This window comes from Dysgonomonas reticulitermitis (assembly GCF_054601275.1).
On the sequence record NZ_BAAHWU010000060.1, the window covers coordinates 1 to 16,234 of the forward strand.

Here is a 16,234-nt window from a genome sequence, read left to right on the forward strand (position 1 = left end):
ATGATTATCAATTAGTTATAATTAAAAAATATCAAACTGCTTATTTTCAGTATATTAAAAAATATATTATTTTGTAAATACTTGATAATCAATTAAAATAAACTCTTATTCAATATAAACTCTATTATATAATATAAAATAATCTGATAAATAGATAAGGTATCTTATCTTCAAATATAAAAATAGTATATTTGTATTTGAAATCATAATGTTAAGTATTATAAGATGAGAATATTTCAGATTATAACAGTATCTGAATACGGTGGTGCCCAGACTATAGTCGCGGATATAGTTAGAAACCTTAGTCCTGAACACGAATTGTTTATCCTATATGGAGGTAATGGTGAAGCCTGGAGCGATCTGGAAAATAATTTTATACGCCTTAAGCTGAATGGACATAGAAAAGAAGTATCCTTAAAAGATCTCTCACTTTTCTTTAAATTGTTATATTATCGCATAAAATACAGACCGGATGTTGTACACCTTCATTCATCTAAAATGGGAGTGTTAGGGCGTTTGGCTTTCAGTTCCCGGAAAATTGTTTATACAGTACATGGATTCGATTCCATACGTATGGCTTTCCGGAAATTTCTTACTATTGAAAAGATTCTGAAAAATAGAGCTTTTCGCATAGTGGGAGTAAGTCAGTACGATGTAGATATGATGCAGGAGGAAGGAATATATAAAAATGTAGAATGTATATATAATGGTGTTGCAGATCATCATATGCTTACAATAGATAAGAATGATATGATAACATCGGATTTAGAAAAAATTAAGCAGACTTTTCCCAAAACTGTGATGTGCATATCCCGGATATCGAAGCAAAAAAAGTTCGATCTGTTTGTCGACATCGCAAAGAGTGTCCCTCAATATGCATTTGTCTGGATTGGGAATAAAGATGAAGTGAAGAATTTACCCCCGAATGTATTTTGCCTTGGAGAAGCACATTCAGCATTCTCTTATCTCCGGTATGCCGATTTGTTTATCCTTACATCCAACTATGAAGGGCTTCCCATATCTTTATTAGAAGCTTTAGCTTTTGGGGTACCTGTTGTTGCTTCACAAGTAGGAGGAATAACTGAAGTGCTGGATGGTAAAAACGGGTATGCTTTGGAGAACAAGACAGAGCTCTTTACAGAAAAAATAAAAAAAATACTCTCTGACGAAAAAACACAAAAAGAGATGTCGGATTATGCCAGAAAATCATATCTTGCTAACTTTGCAGTCGAAAAGATGGTCGGCCGTTATATGGCAGTCTATAATGAAATAGTTACCAACAAGAAATGAATCAGCCGCTAGTATCTGTTTTAATTCCCTGCTACAATGTTGAAAAATATGTAGTAGAGGCCGTAAGTTCTATCTCGAATCAGACTTATAAGAATCTGGAGATTATAGCGATTAATGACTGTTCGACAGATAGTACCGGTGATTTATTGATACAATTGGCGAAGCAAGATTCTCGTATAAAAATTGTTAACAACGAAGAAAATCTAAAACTCATCCAAACGTTGAACAAAGGTATTGCTTTGTGCGAAGGCGAGTATATAGCCCGTATGGATGCTGATGATATTTCATTACCAACGAGAATAGAAAAAGAAGTCGGGTTTTTGGAGAAGAATAAAGACCATGGTATTGTCAGTACATTATTTTATGCTTTTCGATCAGAGAATCCTAATAAAAAAGATCTGCATCACAGCCCGTTACTCGATAAGGAATTGAGAGCCTACATACTTTTTAAATCCGGTATATGTCATCCGGCTGTTATGATACGCAAACGTGTATTTACAGAACTGGGACTAAAATTTGAACCGGAATACCTGCATGTCGAAGACTATGCTCTTTGGTCACAAGCTATATATAAGACAAAGATTGGAAATATAAATGAACCCCTGTTATTATACAGGGTGCATCAGCATCAGATATCATCGTTGCATGAGGCTCTTCAATTGGAAAACAAGAAGAAAGTTTTTAAAATACATTGTCTACAGTTAGGATTACCGGCCGATGATGATTCTCTTGATATATATGCATCTGTTGCGGAATGTGTTCCCTCCAAATCATCTTTCGGTTATATAGATAAATGTGAGCAATTGATGCTCTTATTGATAAAGCTTAATAAAGATAAACCATTTTGCGATGGAGAATATTTGTTGAAATTATTATCGGTACATTGGTTAAGACTGTGTGCAAATTCCCGTTTAGGGCTTAAGGTTGTGAACCGGCTGAAGGAATCTTCATTGTATATTGAGGAAAATTATACAGCCAGGGATTTTGCAGTTTTTTATACAAAGTGTACTTTTAAGCTCAAATATAAAAAGTCCCTTATTTACAAACTTGTATTCAAATAAACTAGCATGCCAAAAGTTAAAGAGATGATACCAATGCTTCTGCCGCTGATATTGATGTTTTACTTCATATATCCGCAGGCTCTCGAAGTGAATGGTTCTTCTTTTGTTGCTTTGGCCGGTATAGTCGGATTGGGTTTATATGCTTATCATCGTTTTCCATTCAGGGAAGCAGTCACAGCATTGGCAGGTTTATTTGTTTTATTTTTTATTTACTATAGCTTATCCTGGATAAATAAGGCTCCTGACGGATATACTATTGGTTATTTTAGAACTCAAATTGCATGGTTTTTTACAGCATATCTGCTCGTATTATCCATATTTAAGGTACATAAAAAACCGACATTTAATACATTTCTTTTGTATATAGTAGCAGCCATAACACTACAGTCTTTGATTGCTTTTCTTATGTACTTGAACGAGGGTATTCACGATTTCTTTTTCTCTTTGCAGATGCAGGGAGAATATACAGAAGAAATTATGGATGAAGCCGGAGGCCAACGTCTCATGGGCTACGGAATCGGTTTTTTTGGTGCTGGAGCGTTGAGTGGTATCGGTTTGATAGCAGCGTCATATTTGTTGATCCGGATGAAGCTTAGCACTAAGGGGTTTATATTGCTTGTCGCCTGTTATGTATTTATGTTCTATATTGGGTTGTTCATGGCTCGGACTACCGTTGTCGGGATGGCTCTCGGACTCGCTCTTATTGCTGTCTTATACCTAAAAGATAACAGATCGGTAAAGAAGCAGGCAAAAAAGTTTATTATAGCATCTTCCTTCCTTATGATCGCCGGATACGTTTTTGCAATGTCTTACTTTTCAGGATTTTCGACATGGGCTTTCGAACTATTTACAAACTTTCTCGAACATGGACGGTTGGAAACAAAATCCTCTAATGGGCTTGAAGAAATGCTCATTTTTCCCGAGGATTTACATACAATTGTATTCGGTAAAGGAGATATGGGTTTCTGGGGTAGTGATGTCGGATATTCCCGGCTTTTCTTCTATGTAGGTATTCCGGGAACTCTTCTTTTCTTCCTGTATCAATTTTTTATCATAAAACTCAGTTATACAAAAGACTGGGGGGTGAATATCTTTGCTTTAACGATGGTTCTGTATACGATGGTTCTTAATTTCAAAGGTTGGATAGACCTTAATTTTGTTTTGTATGGTATTTTCTTCTTTTTTATGTTTTACAAATACTATATATACTATCCGAAAATCCATAAGAAAAGTGAATTTGTATTACCTAAATTTAAAACAACCGTAGAAACGACCGAATGAAAGAATGTATTATTTTGGCTGGCGGACTTGGAACTCGCTTGCAAAGCGTAGTAAAAGATGTGCCTAAATGTATGGCTGAAGTAGCAGGGGAACCATTTCTTTACCATTTGTTTAATTATGCCAATAAGGAAGCTTTCGGACATGTAATACTATCGTTAGGATATAAAGCCGATGTTGTATTAGAATGGCTCGAAAACAAAACATTTCCATTTCAAATATCTTATGTTAAAGAGGATGAGCCTCTAGGTACAGGAGGAGCCATTAAACTGGCTTTCCGGCAAGTTTTCGGAGAGTCGGCATATGTGATAAACGGAGATACTTTTTTCGATATAAATACAGATGTTCTCTCTGATTTTCATTCCGAAAAGAATGCTTCAATATCGTTGGCTCTTAAACCGATGACCGGTTTTGATCGTTATGGATCGGTTGAATTGAATGATAAAGAACGTATTACCCGTTTTAACGAAAAGCAGTATTGCGACAAAGGTCTTATCAATGGGGGAGTGTATCTTATAAATAAAGATATTTTTTCGTCGTTCGATTTACCTGAAAAATTCTCTTTCGAAAAAGATATTATGGAGGCTCACCTTCACGATATAGAGATATATGGCCGGGACTTTGATAATTACTTTATAGATATTGGCATCCCTTCCGATTTTGAGAAAGCCAATAAAGATTTTAGTTTGAAATAATATTGTTTGCCATGAATCAGTATAAATATCTTTTTTTGGATAGAGATGGAGTGATTAATGAAGAGCGTCCTGACGATTATGTAAAAGATATTTCCGAATTTGTTTTTATTGAACGCAGCTTAATAGCTATCGCGGAGCTTGCCCGGAAGTTTGACCATATATTTGTGATAACTAACCAGAGGGGTGTTGGTCGTGGAATAATGAGTGCCGGCAGCCTGCAAGAAGTACATGACTATATGTCGGGCGAAATAGAAAAAGCGGGAGGTAAAATATCGAATATATATATATGTACCGATACAGATTCTTTTTCAATAAACAGGAAACCGAATATAGGCATGGCCTTTCAGGCACAGCGCGATTTTCCTGATGTCAATGTCCGGCAATCGGTAATGGTTGGTAACAGTAAATCGGATATAGAATTTGGAAACAAACTTGGTATGTATACTGTTTTAGTGGGAAACAAGTATCCCAAAGAGGATAAAATCTATAAGCAGGTAGATGCATATTACGAAAATCTGTATAAGTTTGCAGAATATTTAAGTAGAACAAACTTTTTAGAAAATGATAATAAGAAGTAAAGCACCCTTCAGGATAGGTTTGGCAGGAGGAGGAACAGACGTGTCGCCTTACTCGGATATATTTGGAGGATGTATACTCAATGCTACAATAAGCCTGTATGCTTATGCCAATATAGAACCACGCGACGACAATAAGATCGTATTTCGCATACCTCAAACCAATGAGGAATATATATACGATTCGGCAATCGAACTTACCATTGAAAACGATAAAGCCGACTTGATGAAAGGTTTATATAACAGGGTTGTAAAGGATTTTATAAAGAAGCCCTTATCATTGACTCTTACTTGTGCTATGGAAGCGCCTTTCGGTTCGGGATTGGGAACATCTTCGACATTGGCTGTTGCTATATTAGGAGCATATACCGAATGGTTATCTTTACCTTTGGGTGAATACGATTTAGCTTTCCTCGCATACCAAATAGAGAGGGAAGACCTTATGCATGCAGGAGGAAAACAAGATCAGTATGCCGCTGCATTCGGGGGATTTAACTTCATGGAGTTCTACGGCGACAACAAGGTAATCGTAAATCCGCTACGTATCCGCAACGAAATAATTAACGAGTTGTCTAATAATCTACTTCTTTATTACACAAACACAAGTAGAAATTCCGGTGATATAATTGCAAAACAACAACAAAACGTCAAGAACCAAAAAGAGAAATCGCTCGATGCGATGCATCAAATAAAGAAACAGGCATACGAAATAAAAGAAGCCATTCTCAAAAACAATCTTGATGAGATAGGCTATATTTTACATCGGGGCTGGACTTACAAAAGAGATATGGCTGAGGGCATTACTACTCCCATCTTCGAAGAATTGTATAATACTGCTATCTCGGCAGGTTCTACCGGTGGTAAAATATCGGGTGCCGGAGGAGGCGGTTATATTTTCTTCTATTGCCCGGGAAATACGAAATTTGCAGTAGCCCAGGCTCTTCACTGTTTGGGCGGGAGCATTCAGCCCTATTCCTTTACGAAGAAAGGTTTGGAAACTTGGCACACGAAATAAAGTAAATGAAGGTAGCGGTACTCATACGTGTTTATGACAGAATTGACGATCTGAAATATAATCTCCGTGTTATATCCGAGACATGGAAAAGCAACGATTACTATGTCATAGTAGTGAGCAATGGCAAAAGTAATGGTTTTGAAATTTTACCCGAGTCATTGCCTTTAATAGATAAACTCGTCATTTTACAGGAAAATGCCGGACATAGAAAAGGCAATTCTCAATTGCTGATGGAGGGTAGCAAATATATTCCGGAAGACTGTCAGTATACACTGATACTGGAAGCCGATACCTGGATGTATAAAGACGGGATCATATCTAAATATATAAAACGACTGTCAGAGAATACCGATACTGTTTGGGCCAGTGCCGATTGGTACGACAAATATTATGCTTTGGCTACAGACTTTGCAATAATTAAAACGGACTATATAAGAACTAATCCCGGAATATTCGATTTCGAATTATTCCCCGAATGTCATATTGCAAATTTCTTGCGCGATACTGATCGGAAATATATGTGGATAAAAGAAAATATGCCGGTGCATGTTCCAAGTTACGTGAAATATAAATATCCGTATGTCCCGAATATAAAAGAAGGGCGATTCTATGTGTTTCCGAAATCGAAGACGGTAACACATCATATCGAATTTTTGAAAGGCGGAATGGAGCAGAAGAAACGTTATTTCAATATTCTTGCCGGATTCGACTTCTTTCCTGAGGCGAAAACAGAAAATAAATATTGGAACCGTTTCAAAATGAAGTTTTGGATAGGGTTAAGCAAATGCTTTCTCAAAAGAAGTTGGTACAGTAAAAAGACATATAAAGAAATAATACAGAACTAAGTTTATGATATTCTCCTCCTATGGTTTTGTACTGGTTTTTCTGCCATTGTTGCTTCTGTTCTACTTTGGCATGGCGAAGTATGTCACAAGAAGAACGCAACAATGTTTTCTTATTATAGCTTCTCTTATTTTTTACGGAGCTCTTTTTTTCGAGGGGTTTAAACATTTATGGTATATCTGGCTGATCCTTTCATCTGTTACAATCAATTACTCTGTTTCTCTGGGTGTTCAGAATATAAAAAAGGTTCTTTTCCGAAAAGCTCTGTTTGTACTTGGTGTTCTTTTCAATATAGGATTGCTCGGCTATTACAAATACTACAACTTTTTCCTGGAGAATATAAACTATGCTTTTGATACCCATTTCACACTTAAATATATAATCCTTCCTTTAGGTATCAGCTTTTTTACATTCCAGCAAATAGCTTACTTAATAGACATTTGGAAAAAGCAGGAGAAAGTTCCTGACTTTATGGATTATTCGTTATTTGTCGTCTTCTTTCCGAAGATGGCTATGGGGCCTATTACCTTCTTAAAGGATGTGGTGCCTCAGTTTCAGGACGAAAAGAACCGTTTCTTTAATCCGGACAACTTCTCCAAAGGGCTTTTCATTTTTGCAATAGGTGTCTTTAAAAAAGCCGTAATAGCTGATACTTTAGAAGGTTTAGTATACTGTGCATATTATGAGCCTTCAAGTCTTTCCTTTGGCACTGCATGGCTTGGTTCTTTGGCTTATACATTCCAAATCTTTTTCGATTTTAGCGGATATTCCGATATGGCTATCGGTTTAGGTAAGATGTTCAATATTAACTTGCCTGTAAACTTCTATTCACCATACAAATCGAAAAGTATTACAGAATTTTGGAAGCGATGGCATATCACTTTAGGGCGCTCTTTGGCTGTCCTTGTTTATTTCCCTCTTGGAGGAAACAGAAAGGGTATGTCCCGCACATGCTTCAACTTGTTCATGGTGTTTTTGGTTAGTGGAATTTGGCATGGCGCTGCATGGACCTTTATAATCTGGGGTATTGCACACGGTATAGTCCGCGTATTTGAGAAGTTATTTGAAAAACAGATTGAGAAAGTCCCGCCTTTCATCCGTATATTTTTTACGTTCATGTTTGTCAATGCAGCATGGGTGCTGTTTAGATCTACGAGTTTAGAGCAAGCATTGGTATTTCTCAAAAGAATGTTCCTGCCCGGAAATATCTCTTTTGCCGGCATATCCGGGCTAGCTTTCAATACCAATATATCGTACCCTGATATTTTGGCTGTAATATACGTTATTACTATTATAGTGATACTAGCCGCTCTTGTTTTTATTTATCCTAAAAACAGTATCGACAAATACAATGAGTTTCGACCGACAATAAAGAATGCGGTTATTACGGCTCTTCTTTTGGCCTTTTCTATCGTTCATTTTTCCCGGGTAGGAGCGTTTATCTATTTCAATTTTTAGAGTATGCAGACATCAAAGAAAAAATATTCATCAAAAAGGTTTATTACTATTTTTACAATAGTATGCCTTGTTGCCTTGATGTGCATAGGTCTGATAAGCTATATTGTAGATCCGTTTTTCCAATTTAGGGCAAAACCCGATACCCGGTACTTTTTAAATCCACGTTTTATAACAGGAGGATTATCTAAAAATTATGATTACAATGTTGTCGTTTTGGGCTCTTCTATGACGCAGAATTTTAATCTGAATATTTTGCGGAATATCAATGCAGACTACAAGCCGGTAAAACTCTCAACAGGAGGGATGAACTGCCTGGAAATGGAATATATTTACTCTTTCATAAAGAAAGAACAAGTGAAAACGTTCATCATCAATATCGATATTCCTCCATTTAATACAACTTTTGAAGAGGTTCGATATCCGCAATATCTGTATGAAGACGGGATTATCAATAAGCTTAAATACTTGTACGGATATGAAACATTTGTTCGGTTTACTCCAATAGATATTGGACTTACCATCTATCTTAAAGACAAAAAGAACATTACCCCTGAGTATGATATGAAAACCAATATCGATAATGTGGGTAATACAAGTCTCGATGTGCATTATGGCGCTGACTATGTAAAACAATTATATCTTAGTGGTTGGACGGTTTCGGAACAATCATTGGAAGATATGCGACCGCGTATGCAAAACCGTCTCGATAGTATGCTGGCTAGAATGTCGCCTGACAAATATCCGGATGCCGAATATATTTTTGTGATGCCTCCATACTCAGCCCTGTATTGGTATCATGCAAAACAACGGGGCTACTATGACGAGTTTATGGAGTTTACCCGCTATATAGAACATTCGATAAGTAAATATAATAACGTAAGAATAGCTTTCTTTTTCGATATAGATGAGATTACCGATTTGAATTATTATGCGGATATTACCCATTTTAATCCAGCCATATCGGATAAAATCCTAGAGAATATAAATAATCCTGTCTATACGCTTGATTCGTCAGATATAGATTACAGGTTGCAAAAAGTAGATAGTTTAGTAAACATATTTGTCGAACAAAATAACGATTGGCTAAAATAAATAAGATATGTTTGTAGTAAATGGAAGATATTTAACGCAAAAAGTGACAGGAGTACACCGCTATGCCTTTGAAATTTGTAATCAGTTGCACGAAATGGGAGTAGACTTCCATGTAGCTATACCCCAGGAAATTCATCCTGATTATAAATTCAGTTTCAGAACTGTGAAATGTGGCTCTCTCAACACGCATCTGTGGGAGCAAATATCTTTGCCCCGTTATTTGAAAAGTATAGGTAGCCCTCTTCTGATAAGTTTTACAGGGTGTGGCCCTCTCAACTATACCAATCAGATAATGACTATCCACGATGTGTCGCATGAGCGTTATCCGGAATGGTTTTCAAAAAACTATTACCGGTTCTATCATTTTATGATGCCCCGTATCGGGCATAAAGCTCACGCTATATTAACTGTAAGTGAATTTTCAAAAAATGAGATTGTCGATACTTTAGGATTGGATGTAAACAAAATACATGTCATACATAGTAATGTTCCATTTCGAAATAAACCGGCTAAAGACGAGATATTAAATTATCAGCCCGATCCGGATAGGGAGAAATATATCATTGCCGTATCTACGATGGATCCCCGGAAAAACTTTATACGATTGGTCGAAGCATTTGAGAAAATAAACGATAAATCTATTAAGTTGTATATTATAGGAATGTCGTTTAAGGCATTCAATACACCCGATATGCAGAAGCTGATAAGCGAGAATGTGCACCTTCCGGGTTATATACCCGATGATGCTTTGCAAAAAATGTATCAGGATGCATTACTCTCTGTATACCCCTCTTTATATGAAGGGTTCGGGCTTCCTCCATTGGAGTCGATGACATATGGATGTCCTGTCATTAATTCAGATATTCCGGCTCTGAGGGAAGTTAGTGGCGACGCAGCTTTATATGTCGATCCATATAATGTACCGGATATCACATCTCAGATAAATAAACTGTTGGAAGACGAAAAGTTGAGACAAGATTTACGGTTAAAAGGTTTGGGGCAAATTAAAAACTATTCGTGGGAAAAGTCGGCTAAACAAGTATATGAACTTGCACAAAGATTTTCATAAAGATAAAATATTTGTTTTACCCTGAAAAAGAGCCTCAACGGATTGTTCTGTCATTTTACAATTTCATCAAAATGGATGTGCTTTTCCTTTGAAAATCCCTTAATTTAATCTATTTTTGTATAGTAATAGAAAAAAGTAATACCATATGGTTATTTTCTATAATTTGCAACTAAAAATTAACTATTCTAAATAACTAAAAACAATTTTGATTTATGAGTTGGTTACTTAATTCTTCTATTGGAAAGAAGCTGATAATGAGTATTACCGGTATCGCTCTTGTTTTGTTTTTGCTGTTCCATGCTGCGATGAATGTTACAGCGGTGTTTTCAGCAGATGCTTACAACACAATTTGCTCTTTGCTTGGGGCTAATTGGTATGCAGTAGCCGGTACTATAGCTTTGGGTGGGCTTGTTGCCATCCATTTCATTTATGCTTTGATTCTCACTGTTCAGAATCGCAAAGCTCGCGGACACGATGCTTATGTGGTTAGCGTGCGTCCTAAAAATGTGGAGTGGGCATCACAAAACATGTTTGTTCTGGGAGTGATTGTTATCGGATTTATGGTACTTCACTTCAGCCAATTTTGGTACAAAATGATGTTTACCGAATTAATAGGACATCACGAAGTCGAATTGGGCGGCAAATTAGTATCACCTCAGGATGGTGCTGCATTTATCCAATACTACTTCAGTCAAGCGTGGGTTGTTGTGGCTTATATTGTGTGGTATATAGCTTTGTGGTTTCACCTGTCTCACGGTTTTTGGAGCGCTATCCAAACTATCGGATGGAATAACCTTATATGGATGAACCGTTGGAAAGTCGTTTCACAAGTGGTTGCTACTGTTATTTGTCTGGCATTTGCTTTTGTAACCCTCTACTTTTACGCAAGACATTTATTTTGTCCCTTTGTTTAAGTAGACAGTGATTATTTTTGTTTAAAGATTAAAGAACAATAGATATGAGTAATATACTAGATCCAAAAAAAGATTCAAAAATACCTGAAGGACCATTGGCAGAAAAATGGACCAACTACAAGGCTCACCAGAAATTGGTGAATCCTGCCAACAAGAGACGTCTCGATATCATTGTGGTAGGAACAGGTCTTGCCGGAGCATCGGCCGCCGCGTCCCTCGGTGAAATGGGATTCAATGTGTTGAACTTCTGTATTCAGGATTCTCCTCGCCGTGCACACTCGATTGCTGCTCAGGGAGGTATAAATGCTGCGAAGAATTATCAAAACGACGGCGATTCGGTTTACCGTCTGTTCTACGATACAATCAAAGGTGGTGACTACCGTGCACGCGAAGCAAACGTTCATCGTTTGGCTGAGGTAGCAAATAGTATCATCGACCAGTGTGTTGCACAAGGTGTTCCTTTTGCTCGCGAATATGGTGGTTTGCTTGATAACCGTTCATTCGGCGGGGCGCAGGTTTCCCGTACTTTCTACGCTAAAGGACAAACCGGACAACAATTATTGTTAGGTGCTTATTCAGCACTTAGCCGTCAGGTGAACAAGGGTAGTGTAAAGCTATATACCCGTTACGAAATGGTTGATGTCGTTCTTGTTAAGGACGATAAAGGAGAAGAACGCGCTCGCGGTATTATTGCCCGCAACCTTGTAACAGGTAAATTGGAGCGTTTTGCCGCACATGCGGTAGTTATAGCAACCGGAGGATACGGGAATGCATTCTTCCTTTCTACAAATGCAATGGGATCGAATGGGTCATCGGCAATACAATGTTATAAAAGAGGAGCATATTTTGCTAATCCTTGTTTTGCTCAAATCCACCCTACATGTATCCCTGTACATGGCGAGTTTCAGTCGAAACTGACATTGATGTCCGAATCGCTTCGTAACGACGGGCGTATTTGGGTACCTAAGAAAAAAGAAGATGCTGAAGCAATTCGTGCAGGTAAATTGAAACCAACTCAAATAAAAGAAGAGGATAGGGATTATTATCTGGAAAGACGTTATCCTGCTTTCGGTAATCTGGTTCCTCGCGACGTGGCTTCACGTGCCGCGAAGGAGAGATGTGACGCAGGTTTTGGTGTTGGCTCTACCGGTTTGGCCGTTTATCTTGATTTTGCAGATGCAATTAACCGGCTTGGTAAAAATGTGGTAGAAGCTAAATATGGCAACTTGTTCCAGATGTATGAAAAGATCGTGGACGAAAATCCATATGAAACTCCGATGATGATTTATCCTGCTATCCACTACACAATGGGTGGTATCTGGGTTGACTACGAATTGATGACTTCCGTTAAGGGGTTATTTGCGCTAGGGGAAGCTAACTTTTCAGATCATGGAGCTAACCGTCTGGGAGCATCGGCTTTGATGCAAGGACTGGCTGACGGGTATTTCGTATTGCCATATACTATTCAAAATTATCTTGCCGACCAGATCTCCGTACCTCGTTTCAGTACAGATCTTCCTGAATTTGAAAAGGCAGAACTTGAGGTTAAAGAGAAAGTTGCCAAACTAATGAGTATAAAAGGCAATCGTTCTGTAGATTCTATTCATAAGCAACTTGGACACATTATGTGGGACAAGGTTGGTATGGCACGGACTAAAGAATCTTTGGAAAAGGCTATCGAGGAATTGAAAGCGGTAAAAAAAGAATTCTGGTCTAATGTGCGTATTCCGGGAGAAGTGTCAGATCTGAATACAGAACTTGAAAAAGCATTGCGTTTAGCCGACTTTATCGAAATCGGACTATTGATGGCTTATGATGGTCTAAATCGCAATGAATCTTGTGGTGGACACTTCCGCGAAGAATTCCAAACTCCAGAGGGTGAAGCTATGCGTGACGATGAGCATTATTCTTATGTTGCTTGTTGGAAGTATCAGGGTGACAACGATGCTCCTGAACTTGTAAAAGAACCTCTTGATTATGAGTTCGTAGTAAGACAACAAAGAAATTATAAGGCGTAAATCAGTTGACGAGTTAACAAGTAAACGAGTAGACAAGTTTTTGAAAATGGGAACTCATAAGGATTTGATTGTTTGGCAGAAGAGTATCAGTTTGGTAAAACAGATATATCTTGAAACTAAATCCTTTCCAAATGAAGAGTTATTTGGCTTAGTATCTCAAATGAGACGTTCATCTGTTTCTGTACCTTCCAATATAGCAGAAGGATTCGGTAGAGGTTCAAAAAAAGAATGCACACATTTTGTATACATCGCTTTAGGTTCTGCATCGGAATTGGAAACACAAATAATAATTTCTAGAGAATTAGAATATTTATCAGAAATTGTATACCAAACGCTGAATGCTTTACTTAACGAAATAATTAAAATGTTATCAGCCTTAATAAATTCATTAAAACAATAAACTTGTATCTTGTATCTTGTATCTCGTATCTAAAAACTCAAAAAAATGGAAAAACTAATCAATATAACATTAAAAGTTTGGCGTCAAAAAGGTCCTCAGGTAAAAGGGGCTTTTGAAACACATAAGTTAGATGGCATTTCAACAGAGAGTTCATTCCTGGAAATGCTTGATATCTTAAACGAAAATCTGATCAATGAGGGAAAAGAACCTGTAGTATTCGATCATGACTGCCGCGAAGGTATTTGCGGTATGTGTAGCTTATACATTAACGGGCATCCTCACGGACCGGACGAGGATATTACAACATGTCAGCTGCATATGCGTAAATTCAAGGATGGTGAAACTATCACAATCGAGCCTTGGCGTTCGGCAGGATTCCCTGTGATTCGCGACCTGATGGTAGATCGTATGGCTTTTGATAAGATTATGCAGGCAGGAGGTTATGTCAGTGTCAATACTGGTGGTATACCTGATGCAAACGCGATACCTATACCTAAAAAAGACGCGGATGAGGCTATGGATGCTGCTTCTTGTATTGGTTGCGGAGCTTGTGTTGCTGCATGTAAGAATGGTTCGGCTATGTTGTTCGTTTCTGCTAAGGTAAGTCAGCTGGCTCTTCTGCCTCAAGGACGTGTCGAGGCTGCCCGCCGTGCCAAAGCAATGGTTTCGAAAATGGATGAACTTGGTTTTGGTAATTGTACAAATACGCAAGCGTGTGAAGTGCAATGTCCTAAGAATGTATCTATTGCTAATATCGCTCGTATGAATCGCGAATTTTTGAAAGCAAAAATAAAAGATTAATATCTTTATTATCTTATAATTGAAAAGACGGCAACATTGTTGCCGTCTTTTTATTTCTATAATTTTTTTGTTGTTTTTTAAGCTTTATCATTCAACCTTTTTAAGGTATCTGCGTACCTCGTAAAGATCTGTAGGTTTTTCGTCGTCCCTAAATACGTCATTATCCAGAATCATTTCAGTTTGTTTATTTGTTTCAGGGTCGGTATAAGCTTTCCGTTCTGTTATCCATAAGAAAATACCATCATTCTTCAGGCTGCCATCGTCAAGTTGGATTGTAAAGGAAAGATGGATGACATCGTCTACAATCAATACCGGCATAGCACCTGTGGATATTGTTTTATTTTCAACAGGGTAATAAATTATTTTTTCTCCAACCTTTTGCCCATTCCCGTTATAATAGAATTTGAATGTGGTAATATTAGGTTTATCCAAGTACTTTTCAGCAGCCTCATAATTAAGAGTCCCATTTACCATTATCTGATAAGCATATACTTGCCATGTTCCTACGTAATCATCAAAATTGATCATTATTTTATTTACATTCGGATGTGCGCCCGGAGCCGTTACTATATTGCGTAGACGTCTGATGTCCGATATTTTATACTGCTGACCTCCTACGACAAGAGAATAAGTATAATCGACATACATTAATCCTTCGCTTAGTTTCAGATTTGTTACATTCTGTTTGGTAGTATATAGGGTGTCTCTCCCGTTAAATTCAGTAATAGTAAATACAATATGGCCGTCGATAATATCGTAAGTACCTTTATCTACTACTTCCTGCATAGGGTTATAGTTAGTGAATTTATATATATCACCTTCTTTGTTAAACTTTGTGCGGAACCCGTCCATTTCCGGGTCACGGAATCCCTCATAGTAACTGCCGTTGAGGGTTAAGTCCTTTTGGGAATAATATATTTCCCATGTACCAATCAAATCATCTTTTGTAAATCCTGTTGGCGTTGGCGGTATTATTTCAGGATCATCTCCGGAGCCACCACAGCTATTAAAGGCTAAGAGAAGAGATGAAATAAAAAGTATGTATAGAAGGCGTTTCATAAAATGGGCTAAGCGTTTTGTATTTGTTGTATTTTGGCGCAAATATACGACAAAATATGCATGTAATTATATAAATAGTTCTCTTTTATTGTTTGTTATAGAGGAACGTAGAATAGTATAAAATATTGTGAAAAGCTATTTTAACTGTCTTTTCAGTGATATTTTATAGTCATAATCATTATCTTTTGCCAGAAGAATCTAGCGCAACCGCATCAGTCAACAGTCAATAGTGATCAGTCAACAACTCGTAACTTTTTAACTAAAATGTAACAAACTTCTACAGTCAATTAGCCGATAGCTGTTAGCTGTTAGCCCCTTGCTCGCGCGGCTACCCTCTTTGTCCTCCTTACCGCAGGGAAGGATCCCGATCCCCGAGAGACAGGAGATGCTTCCTGTCGTCAGCATGACAAACCAGAAAAAACATATGCGACAATACATAATAATCTGTACTTATTTTAACTAAAAAGTAACAAACTCCACACTCATTTTCAAATTTGCTAATTCGCTAATTTGCTAATTGTCTATTATAGATAAAACTAGCGCCATTCTTCATATACTCTATTAAAATCCAACAATTTTGTCCACATTTTTAGCAAAGCTGTTTATTTTTTTCTCTAGGGTCAAGACATATATATGTCTCCGACCAAGGTATTTTATTTTTTAAGA

At 37.4% G+C, this 16,234-nt stretch carries 15 protein-coding genes; 14 read left to right on the plus strand and 1 reads right to left on the minus strand.

Translation table 11 applies throughout. The annotated features are described in order from the left end of the window. The first annotated feature begins 225 nt into the window (after window positions 1–225). The 14 genes from ACYPZI_RS14060 (at window position 226) to ACYPZI_RS14125 (ending at window position 14,509) form a co-directional block, all read left to right on the plus strand. Window positions 226–1,290 (plus strand): glycosyltransferase, encoded by a 1,065-nt coding sequence (locus tag ACYPZI_RS14060; protein ID WP_459602675.1) that lies wholly within the window; start codon window positions 226–228, stop codon window positions 1,288–1,290. After that, window positions 1,287–2,351, plus strand: coding sequence for a glycosyltransferase family 2 protein (locus ACYPZI_RS14065; RefSeq protein ID WP_459602677.1), 1,065 nt, complete (start codon window positions 1,287–1,289; stop codon window positions 2,349–2,351). Before ACYPZI_RS14060 ends, ACYPZI_RS14065 begins: the two co-directional genes overlap by 4 nt. Window positions 2,352–2,357: 6 nt before the next feature. Continuing rightward, entirely contained in the window at window positions 2,358–3,632 is a 1,275-nt protein-coding gene (locus ACYPZI_RS14070; protein ID WP_459602679.1) for a hypothetical protein, read from the plus strand. Further along, window positions 3,629–4,324: a nucleotidyltransferase family protein gene (locus tag ACYPZI_RS14075; RefSeq protein ID WP_459602681.1), complete on the plus strand. Its 696-nt coding sequence runs from the start codon at window positions 3,629–3,631 to the stop codon at window positions 4,322–4,324. Before ACYPZI_RS14070 ends, ACYPZI_RS14075 begins: the two co-directional genes overlap by 4 nt. An 11-nt stretch (window positions 4,325–4,335) precedes the next feature. Then, window positions 4,336–4,902: a D-glycero-alpha-D-manno-heptose-1,7-bisphosphate 7-phosphatase gene (locus tag ACYPZI_RS14080; RefSeq protein WP_459602683.1), complete on the plus strand. Its 567-nt coding sequence runs from the start codon at window positions 4,336–4,338 to the stop codon at window positions 4,900–4,902. Next, entirely contained in the window at window positions 4,886–5,914 is a 1,029-nt protein-coding gene (locus ACYPZI_RS14085; protein ID WP_459602685.1) for a GHMP family kinase ATP-binding protein, read from the plus strand. Before ACYPZI_RS14080 ends, ACYPZI_RS14085 begins: the two co-directional genes overlap by 17 nt. 5 nt (window positions 5,915–5,919) lie before the next feature. Beyond that, window positions 5,920–6,759 carry a hypothetical protein gene (locus ACYPZI_RS14090; protein ID WP_459602687.1) on the plus strand — a complete coding sequence of 280 codons (840 nt, stop codon included), beginning with the start codon at window positions 5,920–5,922 and terminating at the stop codon, window positions 6,757–6,759. Window positions 6,760–6,763: 4 nt separating this feature from the next. Next, window positions 6,764–8,215: an MBOAT family O-acyltransferase gene (locus ACYPZI_RS14095; protein WP_459602689.1), complete on the plus strand. Its 1,452-nt coding sequence runs from the start codon at window positions 6,764–6,766 to the stop codon at window positions 8,213–8,215. A 3-nt stretch (window positions 8,216–8,218) separates the two neighbouring features. Then, entirely contained in the window at window positions 8,219–9,307 is a 1,089-nt protein-coding gene (locus ACYPZI_RS14100; protein WP_459602691.1) for a hypothetical protein, read from the plus strand. A 7-nt stretch (window positions 9,308–9,314) separates the two neighbouring features. Then, entirely contained in the window at window positions 9,315–10,376 is a 1,062-nt protein-coding gene (locus ACYPZI_RS14105) for a glycosyltransferase family 4 protein (RefSeq protein WP_459602693.1), read from the plus strand. Window positions 10,377–10,588: 212 nt separating this feature from the next. Next, window positions 10,589–11,290 carry a succinate dehydrogenase cytochrome b subunit gene (locus ACYPZI_RS14110; RefSeq protein ID WP_459602694.1) on the plus strand — a complete coding sequence of 234 codons (702 nt, stop codon included), beginning with the start codon at window positions 10,589–10,591 and terminating at the stop codon, window positions 11,288–11,290. 44 nt (window positions 11,291–11,334) lie between these two features. Beyond that, a complete protein-coding gene (locus ACYPZI_RS14115; RefSeq protein ID WP_459602696.1) occupies window positions 11,335–13,308 on the plus strand; it encodes a fumarate reductase/succinate dehydrogenase flavoprotein subunit in 1,974 nt (657 codons plus the stop codon). Window positions 13,309–13,354: 46 nt separating this feature from the next. Further along, on the plus strand, window positions 13,355–13,708 hold the full coding sequence (locus ACYPZI_RS14120) for a four helix bundle protein (protein ID WP_459602698.1): 354 nt from the start codon (window positions 13,355–13,357) through the stop codon (window positions 13,706–13,708). Window positions 13,709–13,753: 45 nt separating this feature from the next. Then, window positions 13,754–14,509, plus strand: coding sequence for a succinate dehydrogenase/fumarate reductase iron-sulfur subunit (locus ACYPZI_RS14125; RefSeq protein ID WP_459602700.1), 756 nt, complete (start codon window positions 13,754–13,756; stop codon window positions 14,507–14,509). Between the two features lie 87 nt (window positions 14,510–14,596). Here the strand turns inward: ACYPZI_RS14125 and ACYPZI_RS14130 are convergent, their stop codons facing one another. After that, window positions 14,597–15,568: a hypothetical protein gene (locus tag ACYPZI_RS14130; RefSeq protein ID WP_459602702.1), complete on the minus strand. Its 972-nt coding sequence runs from the start codon at window positions 15,566–15,568 to the stop codon at window positions 14,597–14,599. Between the last annotated feature and the right edge of the window lie 666 nt (window positions 15,569–16,234).